This is a genomic window from Micromonospora sp. CNZ280, from assembly GCF_011759515.1.
The window spans coordinates 416,814-437,654 of record NZ_JAAOYP010000003.1 but is presented as its reverse complement, the minus strand read 5'-3'; the positions used below and the strand labels follow the sequence as shown (position 1 = coordinate 437,654).

The window sequence follows — 20,841 nt, the reverse complement described above, 5'->3', positions numbered from 1 at the left end:
CGTCTCCGACGAGCGCAGGCCGGATGGAATCGAGGCGTGGATCGCGGCTGCGGCCGGTGCCGACCGCGGCCAGGAATTCCTGCCGTCCGGGTCGCCACCTTCCGGTCCAGTAATGGGCGTGGTGACGATGGCCGACCCGGAGGACAACGAGCTCAGGGTTTAGTGCGGTGCTGCCGAGCGGGTCTGACGTCGGGGATCTACAGTGGACGGCTGAACATCTTGCGGTTGGCGAAGTTGTGGTAGCCGGCGCGCTGGAAGGCCTTGACCATGCCGATGTTTCCGGTGTCGCAGTCGCCACGGATCTCCGTTGCCCCGGCAGCGACAAGGATGTTCGTCCCGCGAGCCACGACGGCGGTGGCGTAGCCGTGACCACGTCCGGTCGTGGCGACGCCGACCAGGCCGATTACCGCGGAGCTCGGCGTACGGGCGGGCAGGCTGATCGCGATCGGCCGGTCCTGCTGGTCGTAGCCGATCTCGAACCAGTCCCGCTCGTGGTCCAGCTCCAGCATGTCGGCGAGGCTGCGCTCGGCCGCGCCGCGCAGGCCGTGTTCGGCGATCTCGGCGAGGAAAATTGAATCCTTCGTGTCGGTGAAGGCGTCGGCGAGCAGGTCGACGAACGGCTCCTCGCCCAGCTCAGTAAGTGACCGCCAGTGCAGCCGGTCGTCCTGGGCGGGAAGCGGATCGCCGTTCTGCCAGAGGAACCGCCGTCCGTCGCGGGTGACCGAGAAACCGTGCGAGGCGAGCAACTGCTCGCGTCGCTGCGGGTCGCGCTGGAGCTGGGGGGCCTGGCTCGGCGTGTCCAGTACGTGACCCTGCGTTCGCGCACCGAGCGAGCGAGCCAGTTCGGCGGCGTGCGTCAGCAGGGCGGCGGCGGTCTGGTCGTCGCCCGGCTCCAGCAGCACCACGTCCATGGGCACCGAGCGGCCGGGGACCGTCCACAGCACGACGTTGCCGACGAGTTCGTTGTCCTGCTCGGCCACCAGGCACCAGGCCGGTTGAGTGCAGCCGCTGTCGAGCAGCCCAGACAGGTAGGCCGCGGTCGCGCTGTTGCGTTCGTCGTCGTTCGGGTACGCCGTCAGGGCGGGTAGTTCTTGGGGCCGGGCGGGGCGGATCGTCAGCACAGTCAGTTTCCTTCGATGGTCAATCGTTGGCAGCGCACGCAGGCTGCGGATGGGCGAGAAAAGGAGGGAAGCAGGGCCGCGAAAAAGGAAGGTCTCAAACCGGTCAGCCAGGGCGCCGCACAGTTGGAAGCGTTCCTGCCGGCTGACGAAGCCACCAGTACCGCGCTGACCGAACTCGTCACCTGGTGAACGTGATCGAGTTGCCCCTGCGCAGGGGCAACTCGATCACCAGTCCGCCGGCGAACGACCCGGGCCCGGAGCGTCCACCTCGCCATGAACGCGGCCATGGCGAGGTGCATCAGGTCGGGTGCGATCGTCAGCCGCTGCGGGACGTCATCGCGTCACGCGGCGTCGAGCGCCTGAGTGATCTTGCGGGTCATTTCCGTCAAGGTTGGGCTGGGCTCGCTCTCCCGGGTCCGGGCGGCTGCATCGACGGCGACCAGGACGGTGCTGCGGAAGTTCTCGGCCTCCGCCGGGTCCTGCTTGGCGAGCAGGATCATGGTTGCCGTCAGGGCCGGTAGCACGTGGTCGGCGATCTCCGCCACGGACTTGCCGTCCAGGTTCGGCACCTTGGCCTTCTCGGCGAGTACGTGCCCGACCGGGCCCGTCGCGGACGCAGAGCGATGGAGCCGGTGGCGGCGACCCCGTGCGGCGAGCCGGCGGTGTCCGCGGTGGCGAGCAGCGTGACCGCGCGTACGCGGCGATGCGCAGGGTGATCTTGTCCTGGTCGGTGAGGGTGAGGGGACATGCGGTGTGCTCCTTCTTGCACGGGCGATGGTGAGTGCTCCCGTCACGGGCGGGCTGGTGTCAGTTGTCGATTGCCTGGTAAAGCGTGGTCCAGAAGTCGTGGAACGCGTGCGCCGAGTTCGGCGCGGACGTGCCGACCTGGGTGAGCAGGATGCCCACGACGTCGTTGTGCGGGTCGGCGTAGGTGGAGGCGCCGCTGCCGCCGTCCCAGCCGAACTGACCGATCGGAGCGTAGTCGCCGCGGTAGGTGCGCACCGCCATCCCGAAGCCCCAGCCGCCGTGCTGGCCCTGGCCGAACGAGATGTGGACGTTGTCGCGGGCCATCGCGGTTCGGGCGGCGTTCTGCTCGGGGGTCAGCCGGTTGCTGGTCATCAACTCCACCACGGGCCGGGACAGGATCCGTTCGCCGCCGTGCATGCCATGGTTGAGCAGCATCCGGAAGTAGGCGTGGTAGTCGTCGACGGTGGAGACCAGGCCACCACCGCCGCCCGGAAACGCCGGGGCCTGGCTCCACCGGCCGCTTTCGGCCTCGTCCCAGACGTGGAACTCGCCGGTCCGCGGGTCGGGTGCGTACAGCGGAGGGAGCCGGTCGATCTTGTCGGCGGCTACGTGGAAGCCGGTGTCCTTCATGCCCAGCGGGTCGAAGACACGTTGCCGAAGGAACGTCTCGAACGGCTGGCCGGTGACCCTGGCGACGAGCACACCGACCAGGTCGCTGCTGATCTGGTACTGCCAGCGCTCTCCGGGCTGATGCATCAGCGGAAGCTCGCCGAGGCGGCGCATCCACTCGTCCGGCTCGGGCATCGGCTCGGGCAGGTTGGGGGTGAGCCCCTGCTCGAAGATCGCCCCCATGATCGGGGTGCCCAGCACGGTCATGTCCATGCCGAGCCCGAACGTGGAGGTCAGCACGTCCCGCACGGTGATCGGCCGCCGCGCCGGCACGGTGTCGTCCAGCGGCCCGTCGATCCGCTTGAGCACCCGCCGGTCGGCGAGCTCGGGCAGCCACGGCTCGACCGGGTCGTCGAGCCGCAGCCGGCACTCGTCGAGCAGCACCATCGCCGCCGCGATCGACACCGGCTTCGACGTCGACGCCATCCGGAAGATCGTGTCCCGGCCCATCGGCGGCCCACCGTCGTGGGCCATCGTCCCCATCGCCTCGACGTACGTCTCGTCACCCCGGCTGGCCAGCGCGACCAGCCCGGGAATACGCCCGGACTCGACATGCCGTTGCAGCACCTCGCGCAGCCTGTGCAGCCCCGACTTGGAAAGGCCGCCATTGCCGAACTCCATCTCGATCTCCTTGTCTTCAATGCTCGATCCACGGCTCACGGGCCTTGCTGTCGGACGTTTCGCGCCGTTCGGCGGGTCGCGGCTTTTCACGGCGTCGCTGACGGTGCGCACTGACACTTCATGGCAGACCTCTCTCCCACAGCACGGGTCGGCTCCGCGTGCCGCTTGGGGTCATGACAGGGCGAGCTCGTAGCGGTGAGTTCGCCGGAGGGGGCGAAAGTCGAGGTCCTCGCGCGTGGCGAGCAGGTCGGGGTCGCCCCAGGCCGGGTGGGTTTGGATCTCGTTGACGTGTGGGTGGACCTCGCGCAGTCGCTGGATCAGGGCGGCGTTGAACCCAGTGGTCCAGCCGCCGTCCGCGATGCTCGGGGGACACGGCCGGTCCGTACTGGCGGGCGCGCGGCTGGGGCGGGGCGCCGACGACCGCCATGGCGTAGGCCGCCAGGTCGCCGTTCGCCTCCGCGGCGGTCAGCAGGGCGTTACCGGGACGGCTCGGGCTGCGGAGCAGCGTTTCGACGCGGGACACGTCGGAGAGGTCGCCGCTCCAGTGGGCAGGTTGTATCCGGGGTGCGCGGCGTCAATCAGCTCACCCAGCCAGGCTTCGTGGACATCGCAGTAGGTCAGCAGGTCATGCCGCCTGGACTGGGTGTGCCGGAAGCCGTGCCATCGGCAGTACGCCTCCCCGGGCGAGCCCGCGGCCACGTCGGTGACCAGGCGGGGCTCGGCCGTCCTTTCCCGGACGGCGGCGAGGAGCCGGGAGCCGATCCCGCGGCGCCGCCACGCCGGCTCGACGTACAGGCCGAGGTCGGCGGTGCCCGGCTTCAGCGCGGGGGCCGCTGGCAGGAGGAAATCGAGCCCGAACGGGATGATCGGCCGTAGCGTGGCCACCCCGGCCACGAAGCCGCGCGGCGCCATGGCCCGCCATCGCCAGACCCGGGTGACCCGGCGCCGCGATGATCTCGGTCAAGGCTTCGTTCATGGCACCAACGATCGCCGGGCCGTCGGCGTGGAACAACGCAAAAGATCGAACCGCCGGATTAGCCACCGGTTATCGTTCAACGCCGTGCGCGCCCGCACGGTCGACCGTCGCCCGGGTCACGATCATGGGCCGGGCCACCACCAGCGTCATCTTGGCGAGGGCGTCCGAGGCACGGGACCTTGTACCCGTTGTCTCGGGACCCATTCCCGGTCAGCCGCGGTCCCGGCGTCGATGCAGTTGCCCGATGTCGTCTCGTCGACAGGGCCGGTCGGTTGCTCAGCCCGGATCGAATGGCCCTGCCGCGCCAGCTATCACCCGCACAGAGGTGCAGCACCAGAACCGCTTTGATCGACTCCTGCAACGCCTCGTAGCCGGGCAGCCTGACCAGCGGGCGCCGCCGTGCGTCTGCCCCCGCGGCGGCCACCGCCCTGGCCGGCGAGGCCCCGTCGGCCTGACCCCGGTACGACGCGGGCCGGGCTCCCGCCACCGAGGTGGCGGGAGCCCGGCCCGTGGGGTCACGACCTCAGGAACGCTGCTCGATCTGGCCGCGCATGCCGGCGAACTCGGCCTTCGCCTTGTCGGCGGAGGAGAAGTAGATGACGATCATGCCGACGCTGCCCTTGTCGGCCCAGACGCAGACGCCGAGTGGCGCATCGTCGATCTTACCGTCGCCGCAACGGGCTTCGCCGCCGAGCGGGCCCGGGTCGATGTCGGCCATGTTGCTGACGGCCAGCTGGGAAGACAGGTCGGTGACCGCTACCTCGAGTTCCTTCTTCGGGTCGGCCATCAGCCCGGACGCGGCGGCGATCATGACGATGTCCTGCTTGGCGGGGTCGCCGTAGAAGGCACCGACGGCGCTGGTCTCGTTCTGCACCGTCGACTTCATCTCGGCGACCATCTCGTCGGCGACCGACTTGAGGTCCGGGTCGGTGATCTGCGGGCGGCCGGCCAGGGTGGTCGGGGCGACCACGCGGGTGTTGGCCGCGTCCACGGCGTCGCCCACCTCGTCCTTGACCGCGAACCAGGCGACCGCGGCGCCGCCGAGGCAGAGCACCAGCACCACGGCCAGCACGATCAGCACGATCTTGCCGGCGCCGGACTTCTTCTTCGGCGGCGGGCCGGCCGGGGTGTACGAGTGGCCGGGCTCGGCGGGTGGATAGCCGCCCTGCGGCGGGTAGCCGCCGGGCTGTTGGGGTGGGTAGCCGCCGGGCTGTTGGGGTGGGTAGCCGCCGGGCTGTTGGGGTGGGTAGCCGCCGGGCTGTTGGGGTGGGTAGCCGCCGGGCTGTTGGGGTGGGTAGCCGCCGGGCTGTTGGGGCGGGTAGCCGCCGGGCTGCCGGGACGGGTAACCGCCCTGCTGCGGCGCCGGGTAGCCCCCGGGCTGCGGCGACGTGGGGTAGCCCCCGGACGGGGGCGGGTACGAGCCGTGGTCCCCGTAGGGACTGGCCGGCGGCTGGGACATCAGTCAGCTCCAGATCTGTCGAGGTCACGGCGATCCTAGTGACGTCGATCAAGATGGCGCTGCCCGGCTCCCGACAGGGTGGCAGAGACGACCGCGGTGGCCGATCGCGTCCGACGGACGCGACCGACCACCGCGGTCGCGGGGGAGCGGGGTGGATCAGGCGGGCAGGCTGGCGACCCCGCGCGGCAGGAACCGCCGGCCGGTGACCCGCTCGCTGGTGCCGGTGCGGTCCAGGTACGGCGTCACGCCGCCCAGGTGGAACGGCCAGCCGGCGCCGAGGATCATGCACAGGTCGATGTCCTGCGCCTCGGCCACCACACCCTCGTCGAGCATCAGCCGGATCTCCTCGGCCAGCGCGTCGAGCGCGTTCTGCCGTACCTGCTCGGCGGTCAGCGGCTGGTCGCCGACCACCAGCAGCTTCGCCACCTCGGCGTTGACCTCGTCGTCGACCACGATCGGCTGGCCGGAGTCGGCGATCCGCTTGAGGTTCTCGCTGACCCCGAACCGGTCCGGGAACGCGCCGTGCAGGGTGCCCCCGACGTGGTACGCCACGGCCGGCCCGACCAGCTGGAGCAGGGCGAGCGGGCGCATCGGCAGGCCCAGCGGGTCCAGCGCGCTGTTCGCCACGTCCAGCGGGGTGCCCGCGTCCACGGCGGCGAAGACCGTGCCGAGGAAGCGGGTGAGCAGCCGGTTGACCACGAACGCCGGGGCGTCCTTGACCAGCACGCAGGACTTCCGCAGCTGCTTGCCGACCGCGAACGCGGTGGCCAGCGTGGCGTCGTCGGTGCGCTCGCCCCGGACGATCTCCAGCAGCGGCAGCACCGCGACCGGGTTGAAGAAGTGGAAGCCGACCACCCGCTCCGGGTGCTCCAGGTCGGCGGCCATCGCGGTGACCGACAGGCTGGAGGTGTTGGTGGCCAGCACCGCCTCCGGCTTGACGATCTTCTCCAGCTCGGCCCAGACCTGCTTCTTGACGTTCAGGTCCTCGAAGACCGCCTCGATGACGAAGTCGGCGTCGGCGAAGACGGACTTGTCCACCGAGCCGCTGACCAGGCCGTACAGCTTGGCGGCGGTGCCCTTGTCCATCCGGCCCTTGCTGACGGCCTTCTCGATCTGGGTGTGCACGTAGCCGACACCCTTGTCCACCCGGGACTGGTCGAGGTCGGTCATCACCACCGGCACCTGGAGGCGGCGGGCGAACAGCAGCGCGAGCTGGCTGGCCATCAGGCCGGCGCCGACGATGCCGACCTTGGTGACCGGGCGGGCCAGGCCCTTGTCCGGCGCGCCGGCCGGCCGCTTGGCCCGCCGCTGCACCAGGTCGAAGGCGTACAGGCCGCTGCGCAGCTCCTCGGAGAAGACCAGGTCGGCCAGCGCCTCGTCCTCGGCGGCGGTGCCGGTGGCGAAGTCCGCGTCCTTCGCCGTCTCCAGCAGGTCCAGCGCCTTGTACGCGGCCGGGACCGCGCCGTGCAGCCGCTGGTCGAGGGTCTGTCGGGCGAAGTAGAGCACGCCCGCCCACATGTCCTTGTCGACCTCGGGCCGGGTCACCGTGATCTCGCCGCGGACCACGCCGGCGGCCCACTCCAGCGACCGCTCCAGGAAGTCCGCCGGCTCCAGCAGCACGTCCGCGATGCCCATCTCGGCGGCCTGCTTCGGCTTGAGCATCTTGTTCTGCATCAGCGGGTTCTGGATGATCACCTGGGTCGCGGCCGGGATGCCGATCAGGTTCGGCAGCAGCTGTGTGCCGCCCCAGCCGGGCACCAGGCCGAGCGAGACCTCGGGCAGGGCCAGCGCCGCGGCGCCGCCGGAGAGGGTCCGGTAGTGGCAGTGCAGGGCCAGTTCCAGGCCGCCGCCCATGGCCGCGCCGTTGACGAACGCGAAGGTCGGGATCTGGCTGTCCTTGAGCCGGGCGAAGACCCGGTGACCGAGCCGGCCGATCTCCAGCGCCTGCTCGCGGTCGGCCAGCGCCGGCAGGCCGACGATGTCGGCGCCCACGCAGAAGACGTACGGCTTGCCGGTGACCGCGATGAACGCCGGGTTCGCCGCCAGCGCGCCGGTGATCGCCTCGTCCAGGCTGGTCAGACCGCCCGGGCCGAAGGTGTTCGGCTTGGTGTGGTCGAAGCCGTTGTCCAGGGTGATCAGGGCGGCCGGCCGATCCAGCCCCGGTACGTTCACCTGGCGCAGCAGCGCCTTGGTGACGACCTCGTTCGGTGCCGCGAGCGCGCTCACTTGTTGCCCTCCCAGTGGGGGTTCTCCCAGATCACGGTGCCGCCCATGCCGATGCCGATGCACATGGCGGTGAGGCCGTAGCGGACCTCGGGGTGCTCGGCGAACTGCCGGGCGAGCTGGGTCATCAGCCGCACGCCGGAGGAGGCCAGCGGGTGGCCGATGGCGATCGCGCCGCCCCACGGGTTGACCCGCGGGTCGTCGTCGGCGATGCCGAAGTGGTCGAGGAAGGCGAGCACCTGCACGGCGAACGCCTCGTTCAGCTCGAACAGGCCGATGTCGTCGATGCTCAGACCGGCGATGCGCAGCGCCTTCTCGGTGGACGGGATCGGGCCGACGCCCATCACCTCGGGCTCGACCCCGACGAAGCCGTACGACACCAGCCGCATGGCGACCGGCAGGCCCAGCTCGCGGGCGGTCTCCTCGGCGGCCAGCAGGCTGGCGGTGGCGCCGTCGTTCAGGCCGGCCGCGTTGCCCGCGGTCACCTTGCCGTGCGGGCGGAACGGGGTCTTCAGGGTGGCGAGCTTCTCCAGCGAGGTGTCCCGCGGCGCTTCGTCCACCGTGGCCAGTCCCCAGCCGGCCTCCGGGTCGCGGACCGCGACCGGCACCAGGTCGGGCTGGAGCTTGCCGTTGGCGTACGCCTTCGCGGTCTTCTGCTGCGAGGCGAGCGCGAACGCGTCGGTGCGCTCCTTGGTGATGTGCGGGACCCGGTCGTGCAGGTTCTCCGCGGTGGCGCCCATGACCAGCGCGGACGGGTCGACCAGCTTCTCGGCGATGATCCGCGGGTTCGGGTCGACGCCCTCGCCCATCGGGTGGCGGCCCATGTGCTCCACGCCGCCGGCGATGGCGATGTCGTAGGCGCCCATGGCGATGCCGCCGGCGACGGTGGTCACCGCTGTCATCGCGCCGGCGCACATCCGGTCGATGGCGAAGCCGGGTACGGTCTTGGGCAGGCCGGCCAGCAGGGCCGCGGTCCGGCCGATGGTGAGGCCCTGGTCGCCGATCTGGGTGGTGGCGGCGATGGCGACCTCCTCGACCCGCTCCGGCGGCAGCTGCGGGTTGCGGCGCAGCAGCTCGCGGATGCAGCGGATCACCAGGTCGTCGGCGCGGGTGTTGGCGTACATGCCACCCGCCTTGCCGAACGGGGTGCGGACGCCGTCGACGAAGACGACATCCCGAACTTCACGGGGCACTTGAGAGCCTCCTTTTCGACCATGATCCGGTCGCCGCGCCGCCGGGCGGCGCACGGACCGAATGAAGGTCGCCGGCACGGGCGTGGTCCCTCGGATGCTACTCGCCAGTAACCAAACCCGACACCACCCCCCGTGTGGCCCACCCCACACCCACCCCCGCCCACCCTCCCGGCCGCCCCCTCCGTGGCGCGCGCGTTGATCATGAAGTTGTTGTCGCGACACGCCGGGCGGGACGACAACAACTTCTTGATCAACGGGCCGAGCGAGCGGGTGGGTGGGGGTGGGCGGTCAGGGGGCGGGGGGTGGGGGCTGGAGGGCTTCGGCGAGGGCGGGAAGGAGGAGGCGGATCTGCCATTCGCGGGCGTTGAAGCCGCGCAGCGTGTCCGCCACCGCCTGCTCGGTGACCTCCTCCGGCGGAACCCAGGCCAGCCGGCGGACCGAGTCCGGGGCGATCAGGTTCTCCGGCGGCAGGTTGTGCTCGCCGGCGACCCGGGTCACCACCTCCCGGCACCGGGCCAGCCGGGCCGCCGCCACCGGGTCCCGTTCCGCCCAGCGGTGCGGCGGCGGCGGGCCCTCGGCCGCCGGCGTCACCGGCAGCGCGTCGTCCGGCAACTGCCGGGCGTCGTCCAAGGCCGCCAGCCAGGTGCGGGCCAGCCGGCGTACCGAGCGGCCGCCGAAGCCGGGCAGGGTGAGCAGGGTCTGCTCGTCCTTCGGGTCCAGCTCGGCCGCCGCGATGATCGCCGAGTCCGGCAGCACCCGGCCCGGAGCCGCGTCCCGCCGGGCCGCGATCTGGTCCCGGGCGTACCACATCGAGCGGACCCGGGCCTGCGCCCGTGCGCCGCGTACCCGGTGGATGCCGGAGGTGCGCCGCCAGGGTTCGGCGCGCACCCGGGGCGGCCGGGCGCCGGTGCGCACCAGCGCGGCGAACTCCTCGGCCGCCCACTCGCTCTTGCCCTGCCGGATCAGCTCCGCGTCGAGCGCGTCACGCAGGTCGGTCAGCAGCTCCACGTCCAGCGCGGCGTAGGTCAGCCACGACTCCGGCAGCGGCCGGGTCGACCAGTCGGCTGCCGAGTGATGCTTCTCCAGGCTGAACCCGAGTAGCTGCTCGGTCAGCGCGGCCAGGCCGACCCGCTCGAATCCGGCCAGCCGGGCGGCCAGTTCCGTGTCGAAGAGCCGGCGCGGACGCAACCCGAGCTCGGCCAGGCAGGGCAGGTCCTGGCTGGCCGCGTGCAGCACCCATTCGGCCTCGCCGATGACCTCGTCGAGGGCGGTCAGGTCGGGCAGCGGCAGCGGGTCGACCAGCACGGTGCCGGCACCGGCCCGGCGCAGCTGGACCAGGTAGGCACGCTGGCTGTAGCGGTAGCCCGAGGCGCGCTCGGCGTCCAGGGCGACCGGGCCGGAGCCCGCCGCGAAACGGGCCACGACCTCGTCAAGCTCGCTCTGCGTGGCCACCGGCTCAGGGGTGCCCTCCCGCGGAGCGGTCAGCGGCACGGGCCCGCCGGCGGTCGGGTCGTCTCCCGCGTCCGCCGGCTCCGGCCGGGCCGACGGCGGGTCGTGCGGTGCGTTTCCCGTACGGCTTTCGGCGGCCCGACGGCGCAGGGGTGGTTCGTCGGTCACCTGACAACCCTAGTGCGCCACCGGATTCCGCGGGTGCAGCCGGGGTCCGGCGTGTGTCGGTCAGGTGACCCTCAGGTGTCCGACGGGTCGGACATCGGGGAAGACAAACCCCGATCACGCAGGTACGGTCCATCCGGCCGCCCCGCTGGTGCGCGTTCCCCAGCCGGGGGCGGCCACTGGGGGCGGCTACGGGGAGGGCGTGGCGAACATGACTGCGGGCTACGGGTCGGCGGGTAGCGGACCGGCGGCGGGCGACGGCTCGGGCGGTGCGCCGCCGGACGGGGTCTACGGCCGGCCCGGCCCACTGCCGCCCCGGGTCGAGCCGCCCCGGCCGCCCGCCGCGGCGTACCCGGCGGGTCCGCCGGCCGGGGGCGGTTGGTCCCCGCCGCAGCAGGGGCAGTGGGGCCAGCCCGCGAGCGCGGCACCGACCGCCCCGCCCTACCCGCCGGCCGGCGCGCCGCCGGCCGCCAACCCCGACGCCCGGCCACCCGCCGCGCCCGGCCACCCGCCGGCCCCGGGCAACGCGCCGGGCTACCCGTCGGCGACCGGGTCGAGCTTCCCGGCGGCTGGCGCCCCGGGCTTCCCGCCGGCCGGCGACGGCTGGCCGGGAGCCGGCCAGCCCGCCCCGGCCGCACCCGCGCGGGGTCGCTGGCGCACGATCGTGGTCTCGCTGGTGGCGGCCGTCCTGGCCGTGGTGACCATCGTGCAGGCGATCCAGATCAAGGGGCTCTCCGACCGGCTCGGCGACACCGGCCGCCGGCTGGACACCGCCCAGGCCGCCGACGGCACCCGGCTCGACGGGCTGGAGCAGCGCGCGGAGGCGCTGGAGAAGCAGGCCGGGGCCGCGTTCAACCCGGAGGCGGTGGCCAGCGCCGTGCTGCCCAGCGTGTTCCGGGTCCGGGCCGGTCAGTTCACCGGCACGGCGTTCGCCATCGGCAAGCCCGCCGCCGGCGGCGGCACGAACCTGTTCACCAACTTCCACGTGGTGGAGGCGGTCTGGGACGGCGGCGGCCGGGAGGTCTTCCTGGAGCGCACCGACCAGCGGTTCCCCGCCACCATCGTCAAGGTCGACGAGGCCAACGACATCGCCCACCTGCGCACCACCAGCAAGTTCACCGGGCTGGTGGCCGCGTCCGCCGCGGTGAAGTCCGGTCAGCAGATCGTCGTGGTCGGCGCCCCGCTCGGGCTGGAGGACAGTGTCACCACCGGTGTGGTGAGCGCGTTCCGCAAGGCCGAGGGCGGCGACGGTCCGGTGATCCAGTTCGACGCGCCGATCAACCCCGGCAACTCGGGCGGCCCGGTGGTCAACGGCAGCAAGCAGGTGGTCGGCATCGCCACCGCCAAGGCGCGTGACGCCGAGGGCATCGGTCTCGCCGTACCCATCAAGACCGCCTGCGACGGCTTCAAGATCTGCTGACCCCGGTCAGCCACCGACCCGTACCGATCCGATCCGGCGGGCCGACCCTGCCCGGACCACGCACCTGGAGGAAGAGCAGAGATGTCCCAGCCACCGACCGGGCCGGGCGGGTACCCGCCGCCGTACCCGCCGCAGCCGCCGGCCGCGCCCGGTCAGCCGCCCGCGGGCGGCACCGTGTACGGCACCGGCCAGCCCGCGCCGCAGCAGTACGCGGGCGTCCCGCAGTCCACGCCCCCGGCCCAGCCCGCCCCCGACCCGGCCGCACCGGCCCCGACCGGCTACGCCCCGACCGGCTACGCCCCGACCGGCGCGTCCTACGGCGGCCCGGCCTCCGCGCCCGCGTACGGCCAGCCGATGTCCGCGCCGCCGATGTCCGGACCGCCGATGTCGGGGCCGCCGATGTCCGGGCCGCCCGGGTCGGTGCCGCCGTACGGCGCCGCGCCGGCCGCCGGCAAGGGGCGCGCCGTGCTGGTCCTGGCCGTGGTGGCCGGCCTGCTCTTCGTCCTCGGCGGGGTGATGACCGGCCTCTTCGTCACCACCAGCGGCAAGCTGGACCGGACCGAGAAGGAGATGGCCAGCCAGGTCAGCGAGCGGGACGGCACCATCGCGGCGAACGCCACGGAGATCGAGAAGCTCAAGGCCGACCTGCAGAGCGTGCAGGACAAACTGGCCGACACCGAGCAGGACCTCACCGGCACCCGTAACGACCGCGACGAGCAGGCCCGGCAGAAGAAGGTCATCGCGACCTGCCTGGACAAGCTCACCACCGCGCTGAACGCGGCCGCCGCCGGCAATCGTGCCGCGTTCGACAAGGCCAGCAAGGGCCTGGACAAGGTCTGCAACGAGGCCGAGGACTACCTCTGACCCGGCACCACTGATCCGGCACTCGGTCATGGCGTGCGGTGCGCCGCACGCCATGACCGGCGGGGTCAGGCGGCGCCGGCGGGGCGCCGCTCGGGCAGGGCGGTGACCCCGGGCGGCGGCAGGCCCGCGGTCGAGGCGAGCAGCGCGCACCACGCGAGCAGGTGCGGGGCCAGGTCGTCGTCCACCGGCGTCCAGGAGGCGCGGATCTCGATGTCGCCGGCCGCGGGCGGGCCGGCCAGCTCGCCGAACCGGGTCGACATGGTCTGGGTGACGGTCCCGCCGATCGCCCGGTGCCGGGCGTCCTGGGCGTCCAGGGCGTCGGTCAGCCAGGTCCAACCCACCCCGGGCAGCAGCGGGTCGGCCGCCAGGTCGACCTCCAGTTCGGCGGTCACGTAGCTGACCAGCCGCAGCGTCCCCTGCCAGGCCTCGTGGCCGGCCGGGTCGTGCAGCAGGATCAGCCGACCGGCGGCCACCTCGCCGCCGTCGCGCAGCACGGCCGCGGAGAGCGCGAAGGCGTACGGGGCGAGCCGCTGGGGCGCGCCCACCTCCTCGAGCACGATCTCCGGCCGGGGTGTCGCCGACCGCAACCCGGCGACCGCGCGGGCGAAGGTCTCCGGAAGCGCGATCGGGGGGGCCATGCCGGCAGCCTATGCCCGCGTCCGGCCGACGACCGGGACGGCACGCCGAGCGGGGCGGCCCGCGCGCCGGGCCAGCGGCGTTCGGCCCTCTCGTTCCACATCACAAAAGGCGGCGGTGGGCGCGGGCGCGGGCGGGCACCGTGGCACGATGGCCGCGATGACCACCGACACCACGGGCACCGCCGCCCGAGACGAGGCACCCCGCCCCGGCGGACCGGCCGACTCGCCCTTCGTCCGGGCCTGCCGGCGCCGGCCGGGCCCACACACCCCGGTCTGGTTCATGCGTCAGGCCGGCCGGTCGCTGCCGGAGTACCGGGAGATCCGGGCCAACGTGGGGATGCTGGAATCCTGCCGGCGTCCCGAGCTGGTGGCCGAGATCACCCTCCAGCCGGTGCGCCGGCACGGGGTGGACGCCGCGATCCTGTTCAGCGACATCGTGGTGCCGGTCGCCGCGGCCGGGGTCGACCTGGACATCGTGCCCGGTACCGGGCCGGTGGTGGCCGAGCCGGTGCGCACCGCCGACGACGTCGAGCGGATCCGCCCGATCACCCGGGCCGACGTCTCCTACGTGGATGAGGCGGTCCGGTTGCTGGTCGCCGAACTCGGCGACACCCCGCTGATCGGTTTCGCCGGAGCGCCCTTCACGCTGGCCAGCTACCTGGTCGAGGGCGGGCCGTCGCGCACCCACGCGAAGACCAAGGCGCTGATGTACGGCGACCCGGAGCTGTGGCACTCGCTCTGCGCCCGGCTGGCCGAGGTGACCCTGGCCTTCCTGCGGGTCCAGGTGGACGCCGGGGTCTCCGCGGTGCAGCTCTTCGACTCCTGGGCCGGCGCGCTGTCCGAGGCCGACTACCGCCGCTACGTGCTGCCGCACTCGACGGCGGTGCTCGCCGGCCTGGCCGACGCCGGCGTGCCACGGATCCACTTCGGGGTGGGCACCGCCGAACTGCTCACCGCGATGGGCGAGGCCGGCGCGGACGTGGTCGGCGTCGACTGGCGTACGCCGCTGGACACCGCGACCCGGCGGATCGGCCCCGACAAAGCCGTGCAGGGCAACCTCGACCCGGCCGTGCTGCTCTCCCCGTGGCCGGTGGTCGAGGCGGAGGTGCGGCGGATCCTGACCGAGGGGCGGGCCGCCCCCGGGCACGTGTTCAACCTCGGCCACGGCGTGCTGCCGGAGACCGACCCCGACGTGCTGACCCGGGTGGTCGCGCTGGTGCACGAGTTGTCCGCGCGCCCGGCCGACGGGAGCTGAGCACGGTGGCGCGGCCGTGGCGGGTGGCGGTGGTGGGCGGCGGGATCGCCGGGCTGGCCGCCGCGGTCCAGCTGCGCGACCGCGCCCCGGACGGCACCGAGATCACCGTGTACGAGCAGTCCGGCGCGCTCGGCGGGAAGCTGCGCACCGGCGAGCTGGCCGGCCAGCCGGTGGAGTTCGGCGCCGAGTCGTTCCTGATGCGCGACCCGGCCGGCGGCGAGTCCGCCGCGGTCGCCCTGGTCCGCCGGCTCGGACTGGCCGACCGGATCGTCCACCCCACGGTCGGGCGGGCCGCGCTCGCCCTGGCCGGCGGGCTGCGGCCGATCCCGGGCGGCACCCTGGTGGGCGTACCGGGGGATCTGGCCACGGTGAGCACTGTGGCGCGGCCGGACGCGGCGGCCGACCGGGACGAGGGCCGCCCGCTGCTCGGTCCGGACGACGACGTCAGCGTCGGCGCGCTGGTCCGGTCCCGGTTCGGCGACGAGGTGGTGGACCGGCTGGTCGACCCGATGCTCGGCGGGGTGTACGCCGGCCGGGCCGACGACCTGTCGCTGGTCACCACGATGCCCGCGCTGGCCCGGGCCGCCCGGGTGGAGCACACCCTGGTCGGCGCCGTGCGGGCCGCGCAGGCCGCCGCGCCGCGCGCACCGGGCGCCCCCGTCTTCGGCACCCTCGCCGGCGGGCTCGGCACCCTGGTCGAGGCGGCGGCGCGGGCCAGCGGCGCGAGGTTCCGCCGGAACGCGGCCGTCCGCGAGCTGACCTCGACGCCGGCCGGCTGGCGGCTGACCGTCGGCCCGACCCGGGACGCGGAGCACGTCGAGGTCGACGCGGTGCTGCTCGCCGTGCCGGCCCGCCCGGCCGCCCGGCTGCTCGCCGGGCCCGCGCCGGAGCTGGCGGACACCGTCGGCGGGCTGGACTACGCCAGCGTCGCGCTGGTCACCCTGGCGCTGCCCGAGCCGGAGCTGCCGGAGCTGTCCGGCTTCCTGGTGCCGAGCACCGAGGGGTTGCTGATCAAGGCGTCCACGTTCTTCACCACCAAGTGGGGGCACCTGCGCCGGCCGGACGGGCTGGCGCTGGTCCGCGCCTCGGTCGGCCGGTACGGCGAGGAGGCGTCGCTGCAGCGTACGGACGAGGACCTGGCCGCGACCGTGCACCGGGAGCTGTCGGCGGTGCTCGGCGTCCCGCTGCCCGCCCCCGTGGACGGGCACGTGCAGCGGTGGGGCGGTGCGCTGCCCCAGTACACCCCCGGGCACGCCGACCGGGTCGCCGCCGCCCGGGCGGCCCTGCGGGTGGGTCACCCCACCCTGGCGCTGGCCGGCGCCGCGTACGACGGGGTCGGCATCCCGGTTTGCGTGCGCTCCGGAGCGACGGCGGCCGACGAGATCATCACAGCACTGGAGGGATCGGCGAGATGACCGAGCAGACCAACGCGGCCCGGCTGCGCGAGCTGAACGCGACCATCCGCTACACGATGTGGTCGGTGTTCCGGGCCAGCAGTCCGCTGCCGTCGCTGCGGGACAACGTCGTCAGCGAGGTCGAGGCGCTCTTCGAGGAGCTGGCCGGCAAGGACGTGGTGATCCGCGGCACGTACGACGTGGCCGGGCTGCGCGCCGACGCGGACCTGATGATCTGGTGGCACGCCGAGTCCAGCGACGCGCTCCAGGACGCGTACCTGCGGTTCCGCCGGACCGCGCTGGGCCGCGCGCTCACTCCGGTCTGGTCGCAGATGGCGCTGCACCGGCCGGCCGAGTTCAACAAGAGCCACATCCCGGCGTTCCTGGCCGGCGAGGAGGCCCGCGCCTACCTCTGCGTGTACCCGTTCGTCCGCTCGTACGAGTGGTACCTGCTGCCGGACGCGGAGCGGCGCGAGCTGCTCGCCGAGCACGGCCGGATGGCGCGCGGGTACCCGGACGTGCGGGCCAACACGGTCGCCTCGTTCGCGCTCGGCGACTACGAGTGGATGCTCGCCTTCGAGGCCGACGAGCTGCACCGGATCGTCGACCTGATGCGCGACCTGCGCGCCGCGGGCGCCCGCCGGCACGTGCGGGAGGAGATCCCGTTCTACACCGGTCGCCGCCGGTCCATCGCCGACATCGTCAACTGCCTGGTCTGAGTCCCGGCCGGCGCCGTCCACCAGGCCGGCTGACCCGCACCCGGCCGTGCGGGCCGCGCTGGCCGGCCGGGGCCGCGTCCGGAGGCAGGGGGACGCGGCCCCGGCCGGGGATCAGCCGCTCGTCGTGCAGGTGAGCATCGGCGCGGTGTTGCTGCTGCCGTTCCACGAGCCGATGAAGCCGAACGTGGTGCTCGCCCCGGCGCCGAGGCTGCCGTTGTAACCGACGTTGCGCGCGACGATCCGGTTCCCGCTGGTGCTGACCGTGGCGTTCCACGCCGAACTGACCTGCTGGCCGTCGGCGTACGTCCAGGTCACCGACCAGCCGCTGATCGGCGACCCGCCGTTGGTCACCTGCACCTCGCCCTGGAAGCCGCCGGCCCACTGCCCGGTGACCCGGTACGTCGCCGTGCACGCGCCGGCCGGCGGCGGGGTGCTCGGCGGCGGCGTGGTCGGCGGCGGCGTGGTCGGCGGCGGGGTGGTGGGCCCGCCGCCACCGGAGAAGTCGACGTCGCTGCACAGGTAGTACGACTGGTCGAGGTGGCTGGCCTGCCAGATGGTGTACACGATGTGCCGGCCGGTGCGACCCGGCGCGTTCGCCGGGATCTCGATGGAGACGCCGTTGGTTTCCGGCTTCCACTGCGACGCCGGGGTGTTGCCGATCTGGCCCACCAGTTCCAGGTCGTCCCAGCCGAGCGGTTCGGTGAGCGCGTCGAAGCCCTGCCGGGTCACGTACACCCGGATGTAGTCGGCGCCGTGGCTGGCCTGGTCGTACAGGCGGACCCGGAAGCTGTTCGCCACCGGGGCGGTCTTCCAGGCACCGACCGTGTCGAGCGCGTCGTACCGCCCGCCCTCGGTGCGGCCGCCGCTGCACAACTGGCCGTTCGGGATGGCCGCCTGGTGGTTGCCGGCGACGCCCTCGCGGAACAGGCCGTTCCAGTTCCACATGGCGTTCGGGTTGGCCTGCCAGGCCTGCCAGCACATCGGGTCCTCGGTGGCCATCCGGGGATTCTGGAAGTCGCCGCCCCAGCGCTGCCAGCAGCCGTAGTTGCGGGAGGCGGGGTCGACCACGGAGCCGTGCGCGGCGACCGGGTTGGCCAGCGCCGTGGTCAGCAGGAGGACGGCGGCCGCCGCGACGGCGAGCAGCCACAGGACGCGTGGTTGTCGGAGCTGAGTGGACAAGGGGAGCCCCCAGGGCAGAGATCGGACGACGACGCCCGGACGGCCGGGAGTTGCCCCTCCCGGCGCTCGCGTGGCTCCCGTGTGGCTCTGCCCGGCAGGCTGCCACATCGATCGTCAGTCGTCAATCGGCTCCCGCCGCATGGGGGTGTGCGGGATGCCGTCCTCGACGTACTCCGCCCCGCTGACCGTGAAGCCGTGCCGGGCGTAGAAGTCGACCAGGTGTGACTGCGCCTCCAGCACGCACGGCCGGTCGCCGACCTCGGCGAGCGCCGCGGCCATCAGCCGGCCGGCGTGGCCGCCGCGGCGGGCCTCCGGCGCCACCACCACCCGGCCGATCCGGGCCGCGCCGCCCGGGTCGGCCAGGATCCGCAGGTACGCCAGCGGCACGCCGTCGTGCTCCAGCCAGAGGTGCCGGGTGCCGGGCTCGACGTCCCGACCGTCGAGTTCCGGGTACGGGCACCGCTGCTCGACCACGAAGACGTCGATGCGCAGCCTCAGCAGGTCGTGGAAGGTGCGGGCGTCCAGGTCGGCGAACCGGGCGACCCGGACCTCGATACTCAACGACGGCATCCCGCGATCCTAGTTCCGCCCCGCCCGACGCCGGCTCCCGTGGGCGGAGCCGCTGGTCGTCTGATCGCACGCAGGGCCGGCCCGGCGGGTCGCCCTGCTGTTCAGCGCACGATCACGAGCACCGCGTGCGGCGTGTGGCCTGTGCGGCGGGTGCGGGGTGGCGGGGGTCAGGCGGGGCGGGCGCCGACGGCGTCGCGGATCTCGGCGCCCTGGGCGCCCTCCTCGGCGCGGGCGCAGTGTGCGCAGCAGAAGAAGCGGCCGGAAACCTCCACGCCGTGGCCGATGATCTTGATCTGGCAGTGCTCGCAGATCGGGGCGAGCTTGTGCGCCGCACACTCGAAGCAGTCGAAGGTGTGCACGTCGCCGCTGACCGTCCGCACCTCGAACGCCATCCAGTAGTCGTTACCGCAGACCTCGCAGGTTGCCACGACAGATCCCTCCGAACGGAACGTTTCCTCCAGCCTGCGGCACCGGCCGGGCCGGGGGGACGAAACGGGCCGACGGGGCCCGGCCGGCGGCGTGTCACCCCCGGCGTGTCGGGATTTGGTAGCTCGCCACCGGCGACGTGTGGGCTCGACGACGACTCCGCCGGCGAGGTCGACGAGCGGGGCGGGTTGTTGTGGCTCTGACTCTCACCCGGCGGAGCCGCCCCGCCACGGCTGGTCAGAAGTTGAGTGATGTCGATGATTTTATAGACAGGAGTCTTTACTGTTAACAAGGTTTAATTTACGTTGTTGGCACACCACCGCAGGCCCGAGCCGAGGGAGTTGCCAGCATGCGTCGAAGAATCACCGTCCCGCTCGTGGCGGCGGGCGCCGTCGTGTCCTCGCTCGCCGTCGCCGCCCCCGCGCAGGCGCACGGCTACGTCTCGTCGCCACCCAGCCGACAGGCGCTCTGCGCGCAGAACCGGGTCCCGGACTGCGGCCAGATCAAGTACGAGCCGCAGAGCGTCGAGGGCCCGAAGGGGCTGCGCAACTGCCACGCCAACATCGCCCACTTCGCCGTCCTCAACGACGACAGCCGGGGCTGGCCGGCCACCTCGGTCGGCAGCTCGGTGACCTTCACCTGGGTCAACACCGCCCGGCACGCCACCAGCAACTGGGAGTACTACATCGGCGGTACCCGGATCGCCGTCTTCAACGGTGGCGGGCAGCAGCCCGGCGCCACCGTGTCGCACACCGTCAACCTGGGCGGCTACTCCGGCCGGCAGAAGGTCCTCGCGATCTGGAACATCGCCGACACCGCCAACGCCTTCTACTCCTGCGTGGATCTGCAGATCGGCGGCGGTGGCGGCCCGACGCCCAGCCCCACGCCGACCCCGCCGCCGACCGCGTCGCCCACCCCGACGCCGACGTCGCCCACCACCCCGCCCGCCCCGGGCGGCAGCTGGACGGCCGGTCGCGCCTACCAGGTCGGTGACCAGGTCACCTACAACGGGCAGAGCTACCGCTGCCGGCAGGCGCACACCGCCCTGCCCGGCTGGGAACCGCCGAACGTGCCGGCGCTGTGGACCCGGATCTGACCGTACGGGTGCGGCCCGTGCCCGCGTGCGCCGCACCCGGCACCGCCCGACGGGGCGACCGGGCCGCCGGCAGACGTCGCCCCGCGGGCCTCGCCGCGCTGCTCGGCCTGCTGCTGGTCACCGGCTGCGCCGCCGACCCCGCGCCGCCACCGGCGGGCGCCCCCGCGCCCGCCGGCACGGCGAGTGCCGCCGTCCGCGGCCTCGACGTGGTGTTCCTGACCATGATGGTGGCGCACACCGAGCGGACGCTGGAGATCGTCCGGCTGGTGCGGGAGCGGTTGACCGACGGCGGGCTGCGCACCCTGGTCGCCGCGATCGAGGCGACCGAGGCGGACGAGCTGGCCACCATGCGCGGCTGGCTGCGTGCCGCCGACCCGGCCGCGACCGCCGGCCGGCACGACCACGCCGGGCACGCCGACGCCGCCGACCTGGACCGACTGCGCTCGGCCACCGGGGCAGAAGTCGACCGGGTGCTGCGCGAGGTGCTCTCCGCGCACCAGCAGGCGGCCGCCGACCTCGCCCGGGCGCACCGGGCGACCGCGGTCGCCCCGGAGGTCGCCGACCTCGCCCGGCGCGTCGAGCAGTCGCGCACCGCCCAGGTCGAGCTGATGGCGGGGCGGCCGGCCGCCGGTCGCTGAGCCGGGCACCCGACCCACG

General features: G+C 73.4%; 20 protein-coding genes. 8 read left to right on the top strand and 12 right to left on the bottom strand.

Annotated elements, in window-relative coordinates; genetic code table 11:
* Positions 1–197: 197 nt before the first annotated feature.
* The gene (locus FHX32_RS23740; protein WP_167187373.1) at positions 198–1,121 is read right to left on the bottom strand and encodes a GNAT family N-acetyltransferase; all 924 of its coding nucleotides are present in this window, start codon (positions 1,119–1,121) and stop codon (positions 198–200) included.
* Positions 1,122–1,136: 15 nt separating this feature from the next.
* Here FHX32_RS23740 and FHX32_RS23735 point away from each other — a divergent pair, with 15 nt between their 5' ends.
* Positions 1,137–1,310 (top strand): hypothetical protein, encoded by a 174-nt coding sequence (locus FHX32_RS23735; RefSeq protein WP_167187370.1) that lies wholly within the window; start codon positions 1,137–1,139, stop codon positions 1,308–1,310.
* 152 nt (positions 1,311–1,462) lie between these two features.
* On the opposite strand, the gene FHX32_RS35380 is transcribed toward FHX32_RS23735, so the two are convergent.
* The 7 genes from FHX32_RS35380 to FHX32_RS23700 form a co-directional block, all read right to left on the bottom strand.
* The gene (locus tag FHX32_RS35380; protein WP_486481289.1) at positions 1,463–1,690 is read right to left on the bottom strand and encodes a hypothetical protein; all 228 of its coding nucleotides are present in this window, start codon (positions 1,688–1,690) and stop codon (positions 1,463–1,465) included.
* A gap of 238 nt (positions 1,691–1,928) precedes the next feature.
* A complete protein-coding gene (locus tag FHX32_RS23725; RefSeq protein ID WP_167187366.1) occupies positions 1,929–3,158 on the bottom strand; it encodes a serine hydrolase domain-containing protein in 1,230 nt (409 codons plus the stop codon).
* Between the two features lie 465 nt (positions 3,159–3,623).
* Entirely contained in the window at positions 3,624–4,070 is a 447-nt protein-coding gene (locus FHX32_RS23720; protein WP_167187363.1) for a GNAT family N-acetyltransferase, read from the bottom strand.
* 587 nt (positions 4,071–4,657) lie between these two features.
* A complete protein-coding gene (locus FHX32_RS23715) occupies positions 4,658–5,593 on the bottom strand; it encodes a hypothetical protein (protein WP_486481288.1) in 936 nt (311 codons plus the stop codon).
* A gap of 156 nt (positions 5,594–5,749) precedes the next feature.
* On the bottom strand, positions 5,750–7,819 hold the full coding sequence (locus FHX32_RS23710; RefSeq protein WP_167187360.1) for a 3-hydroxyacyl-CoA dehydrogenase NAD-binding domain-containing protein: 2,070 nt from the start codon (positions 7,817–7,819) through the stop codon (positions 5,750–5,752).
* Positions 7,816–9,009 (bottom strand): thiolase family protein, encoded by a 1,194-nt coding sequence (locus FHX32_RS23705; RefSeq protein ID WP_167187357.1) that lies wholly within the window; start codon positions 9,007–9,009, stop codon positions 7,816–7,818. Before FHX32_RS23705 ends, FHX32_RS23710 begins: the two co-directional genes overlap by 4 nt.
* Positions 9,010–9,297: 288 nt before the next feature.
* Positions 9,298–10,626, bottom strand: a complete 1,329-nt coding sequence (locus FHX32_RS23700) for a ribonuclease D (protein ID WP_167187354.1) — start codon at positions 10,624–10,626, stop codon at positions 9,298–9,300.
* 208 nt (positions 10,627–10,834) lie between these two features.
* On the opposite strand from FHX32_RS23700, the gene FHX32_RS23695 reads away from it, so the two are divergent.
* Positions 10,835–12,043: a S1C family serine protease gene (locus tag FHX32_RS23695; protein WP_167189164.1), complete on the top strand. Its 1,209-nt coding sequence runs from the start codon at positions 10,835–10,837 to the stop codon at positions 12,041–12,043.
* 81 nt (positions 12,044–12,124) lie between these two features.
* Positions 12,125–12,907: a hypothetical protein gene (locus FHX32_RS23690; protein WP_167187351.1), complete on the top strand. Its 783-nt coding sequence runs from the start codon at positions 12,125–12,127 to the stop codon at positions 12,905–12,907.
* Between the two features lie 65 nt (positions 12,908–12,972).
* On the opposite strand, the gene FHX32_RS23685 is transcribed toward FHX32_RS23690, so the two are convergent.
* Positions 12,973–13,545 carry a DUF3000 domain-containing protein gene (locus tag FHX32_RS23685; RefSeq protein ID WP_167187347.1) on the bottom strand — a complete coding sequence of 191 codons (573 nt, stop codon included), beginning with the start codon at positions 13,543–13,545 and terminating at the stop codon, positions 12,973–12,975.
* A gap of 148 nt (positions 13,546–13,693) precedes the next feature.
* On the opposite strand from FHX32_RS23685, the gene hemE reads away from it, so the two are divergent.
* From hemE to hemQ, 3 genes are read left to right on the top strand one after another with little or no spacing between them, the layout of a single operon-like run.
* Positions 13,694–14,800 carry a uroporphyrinogen decarboxylase gene (hemE, locus tag FHX32_RS23680; protein WP_167187344.1) on the top strand — a complete coding sequence of 369 codons (1,107 nt, stop codon included), beginning with the start codon at positions 13,694–13,696 and terminating at the stop codon, positions 14,798–14,800.
* Between the two features lie 5 nt (positions 14,801–14,805).
* Positions 14,806–16,215 (top strand): protoporphyrinogen oxidase, encoded by a 1,410-nt coding sequence (gene hemG, locus FHX32_RS23675; protein WP_167187341.1) that lies wholly within the window; start codon positions 14,806–14,808, stop codon positions 16,213–16,215.
* Positions 16,212–16,913: a hydrogen peroxide-dependent heme synthase gene (gene hemQ / locus FHX32_RS23670; RefSeq protein WP_167187338.1), complete on the top strand. Its 702-nt coding sequence runs from the start codon at positions 16,212–16,214 to the stop codon at positions 16,911–16,913. The genes hemG and hemQ overlap by 4 nt, the downstream gene beginning before the upstream one ends.
* Before the next feature lie 111 nt (positions 16,914–17,024).
* Here the strand turns inward: hemQ and FHX32_RS23665 are convergent, their stop codons facing one another.
* The 3 genes from FHX32_RS23665 to FHX32_RS23655 form a co-directional block, all read right to left on the bottom strand.
* Entirely contained in the window at positions 17,025–18,092 is a 1,068-nt protein-coding gene (locus FHX32_RS23665; protein ID WP_167187335.1) for a lytic polysaccharide monooxygenase, read from the bottom strand.
* Positions 18,093–18,206: 114 nt separating this feature from the next.
* Positions 18,207–18,662: a GNAT family N-acetyltransferase gene (locus FHX32_RS23660; RefSeq protein WP_167187331.1), complete on the bottom strand. Its 456-nt coding sequence runs from the start codon at positions 18,660–18,662 to the stop codon at positions 18,207–18,209.
* Between the two features lie 167 nt (positions 18,663–18,829).
* Positions 18,830–19,090: a Prokaryotic metallothionein gene (locus FHX32_RS23655; RefSeq protein WP_088995293.1), complete on the bottom strand. Its 261-nt coding sequence runs from the start codon at positions 19,088–19,090 to the stop codon at positions 18,830–18,832.
* A 347-nt stretch (positions 19,091–19,437) separates the two neighbouring features.
* Here FHX32_RS23655 and FHX32_RS23650 point away from each other — a divergent pair, with 347 nt between their 5' ends.
* Both FHX32_RS23650 and FHX32_RS23645 read left to right on the top strand, forming a co-directional pair.
* A complete protein-coding gene (locus FHX32_RS23650; protein WP_167187328.1) occupies positions 19,438–20,184 on the top strand; it encodes a lytic polysaccharide monooxygenase in 747 nt (248 codons plus the stop codon).
* Positions 20,169–20,822 carry a DUF305 domain-containing protein gene (locus FHX32_RS23645; RefSeq protein ID WP_486481287.1) on the top strand — a complete coding sequence of 218 codons (654 nt, stop codon included), beginning with the start codon at positions 20,169–20,171 and terminating at the stop codon, positions 20,820–20,822. The genes FHX32_RS23650 and FHX32_RS23645 overlap by 16 nt, the downstream gene beginning before the upstream one ends.
* Positions 20,823–20,841: the final 19 nt, after the last annotated feature.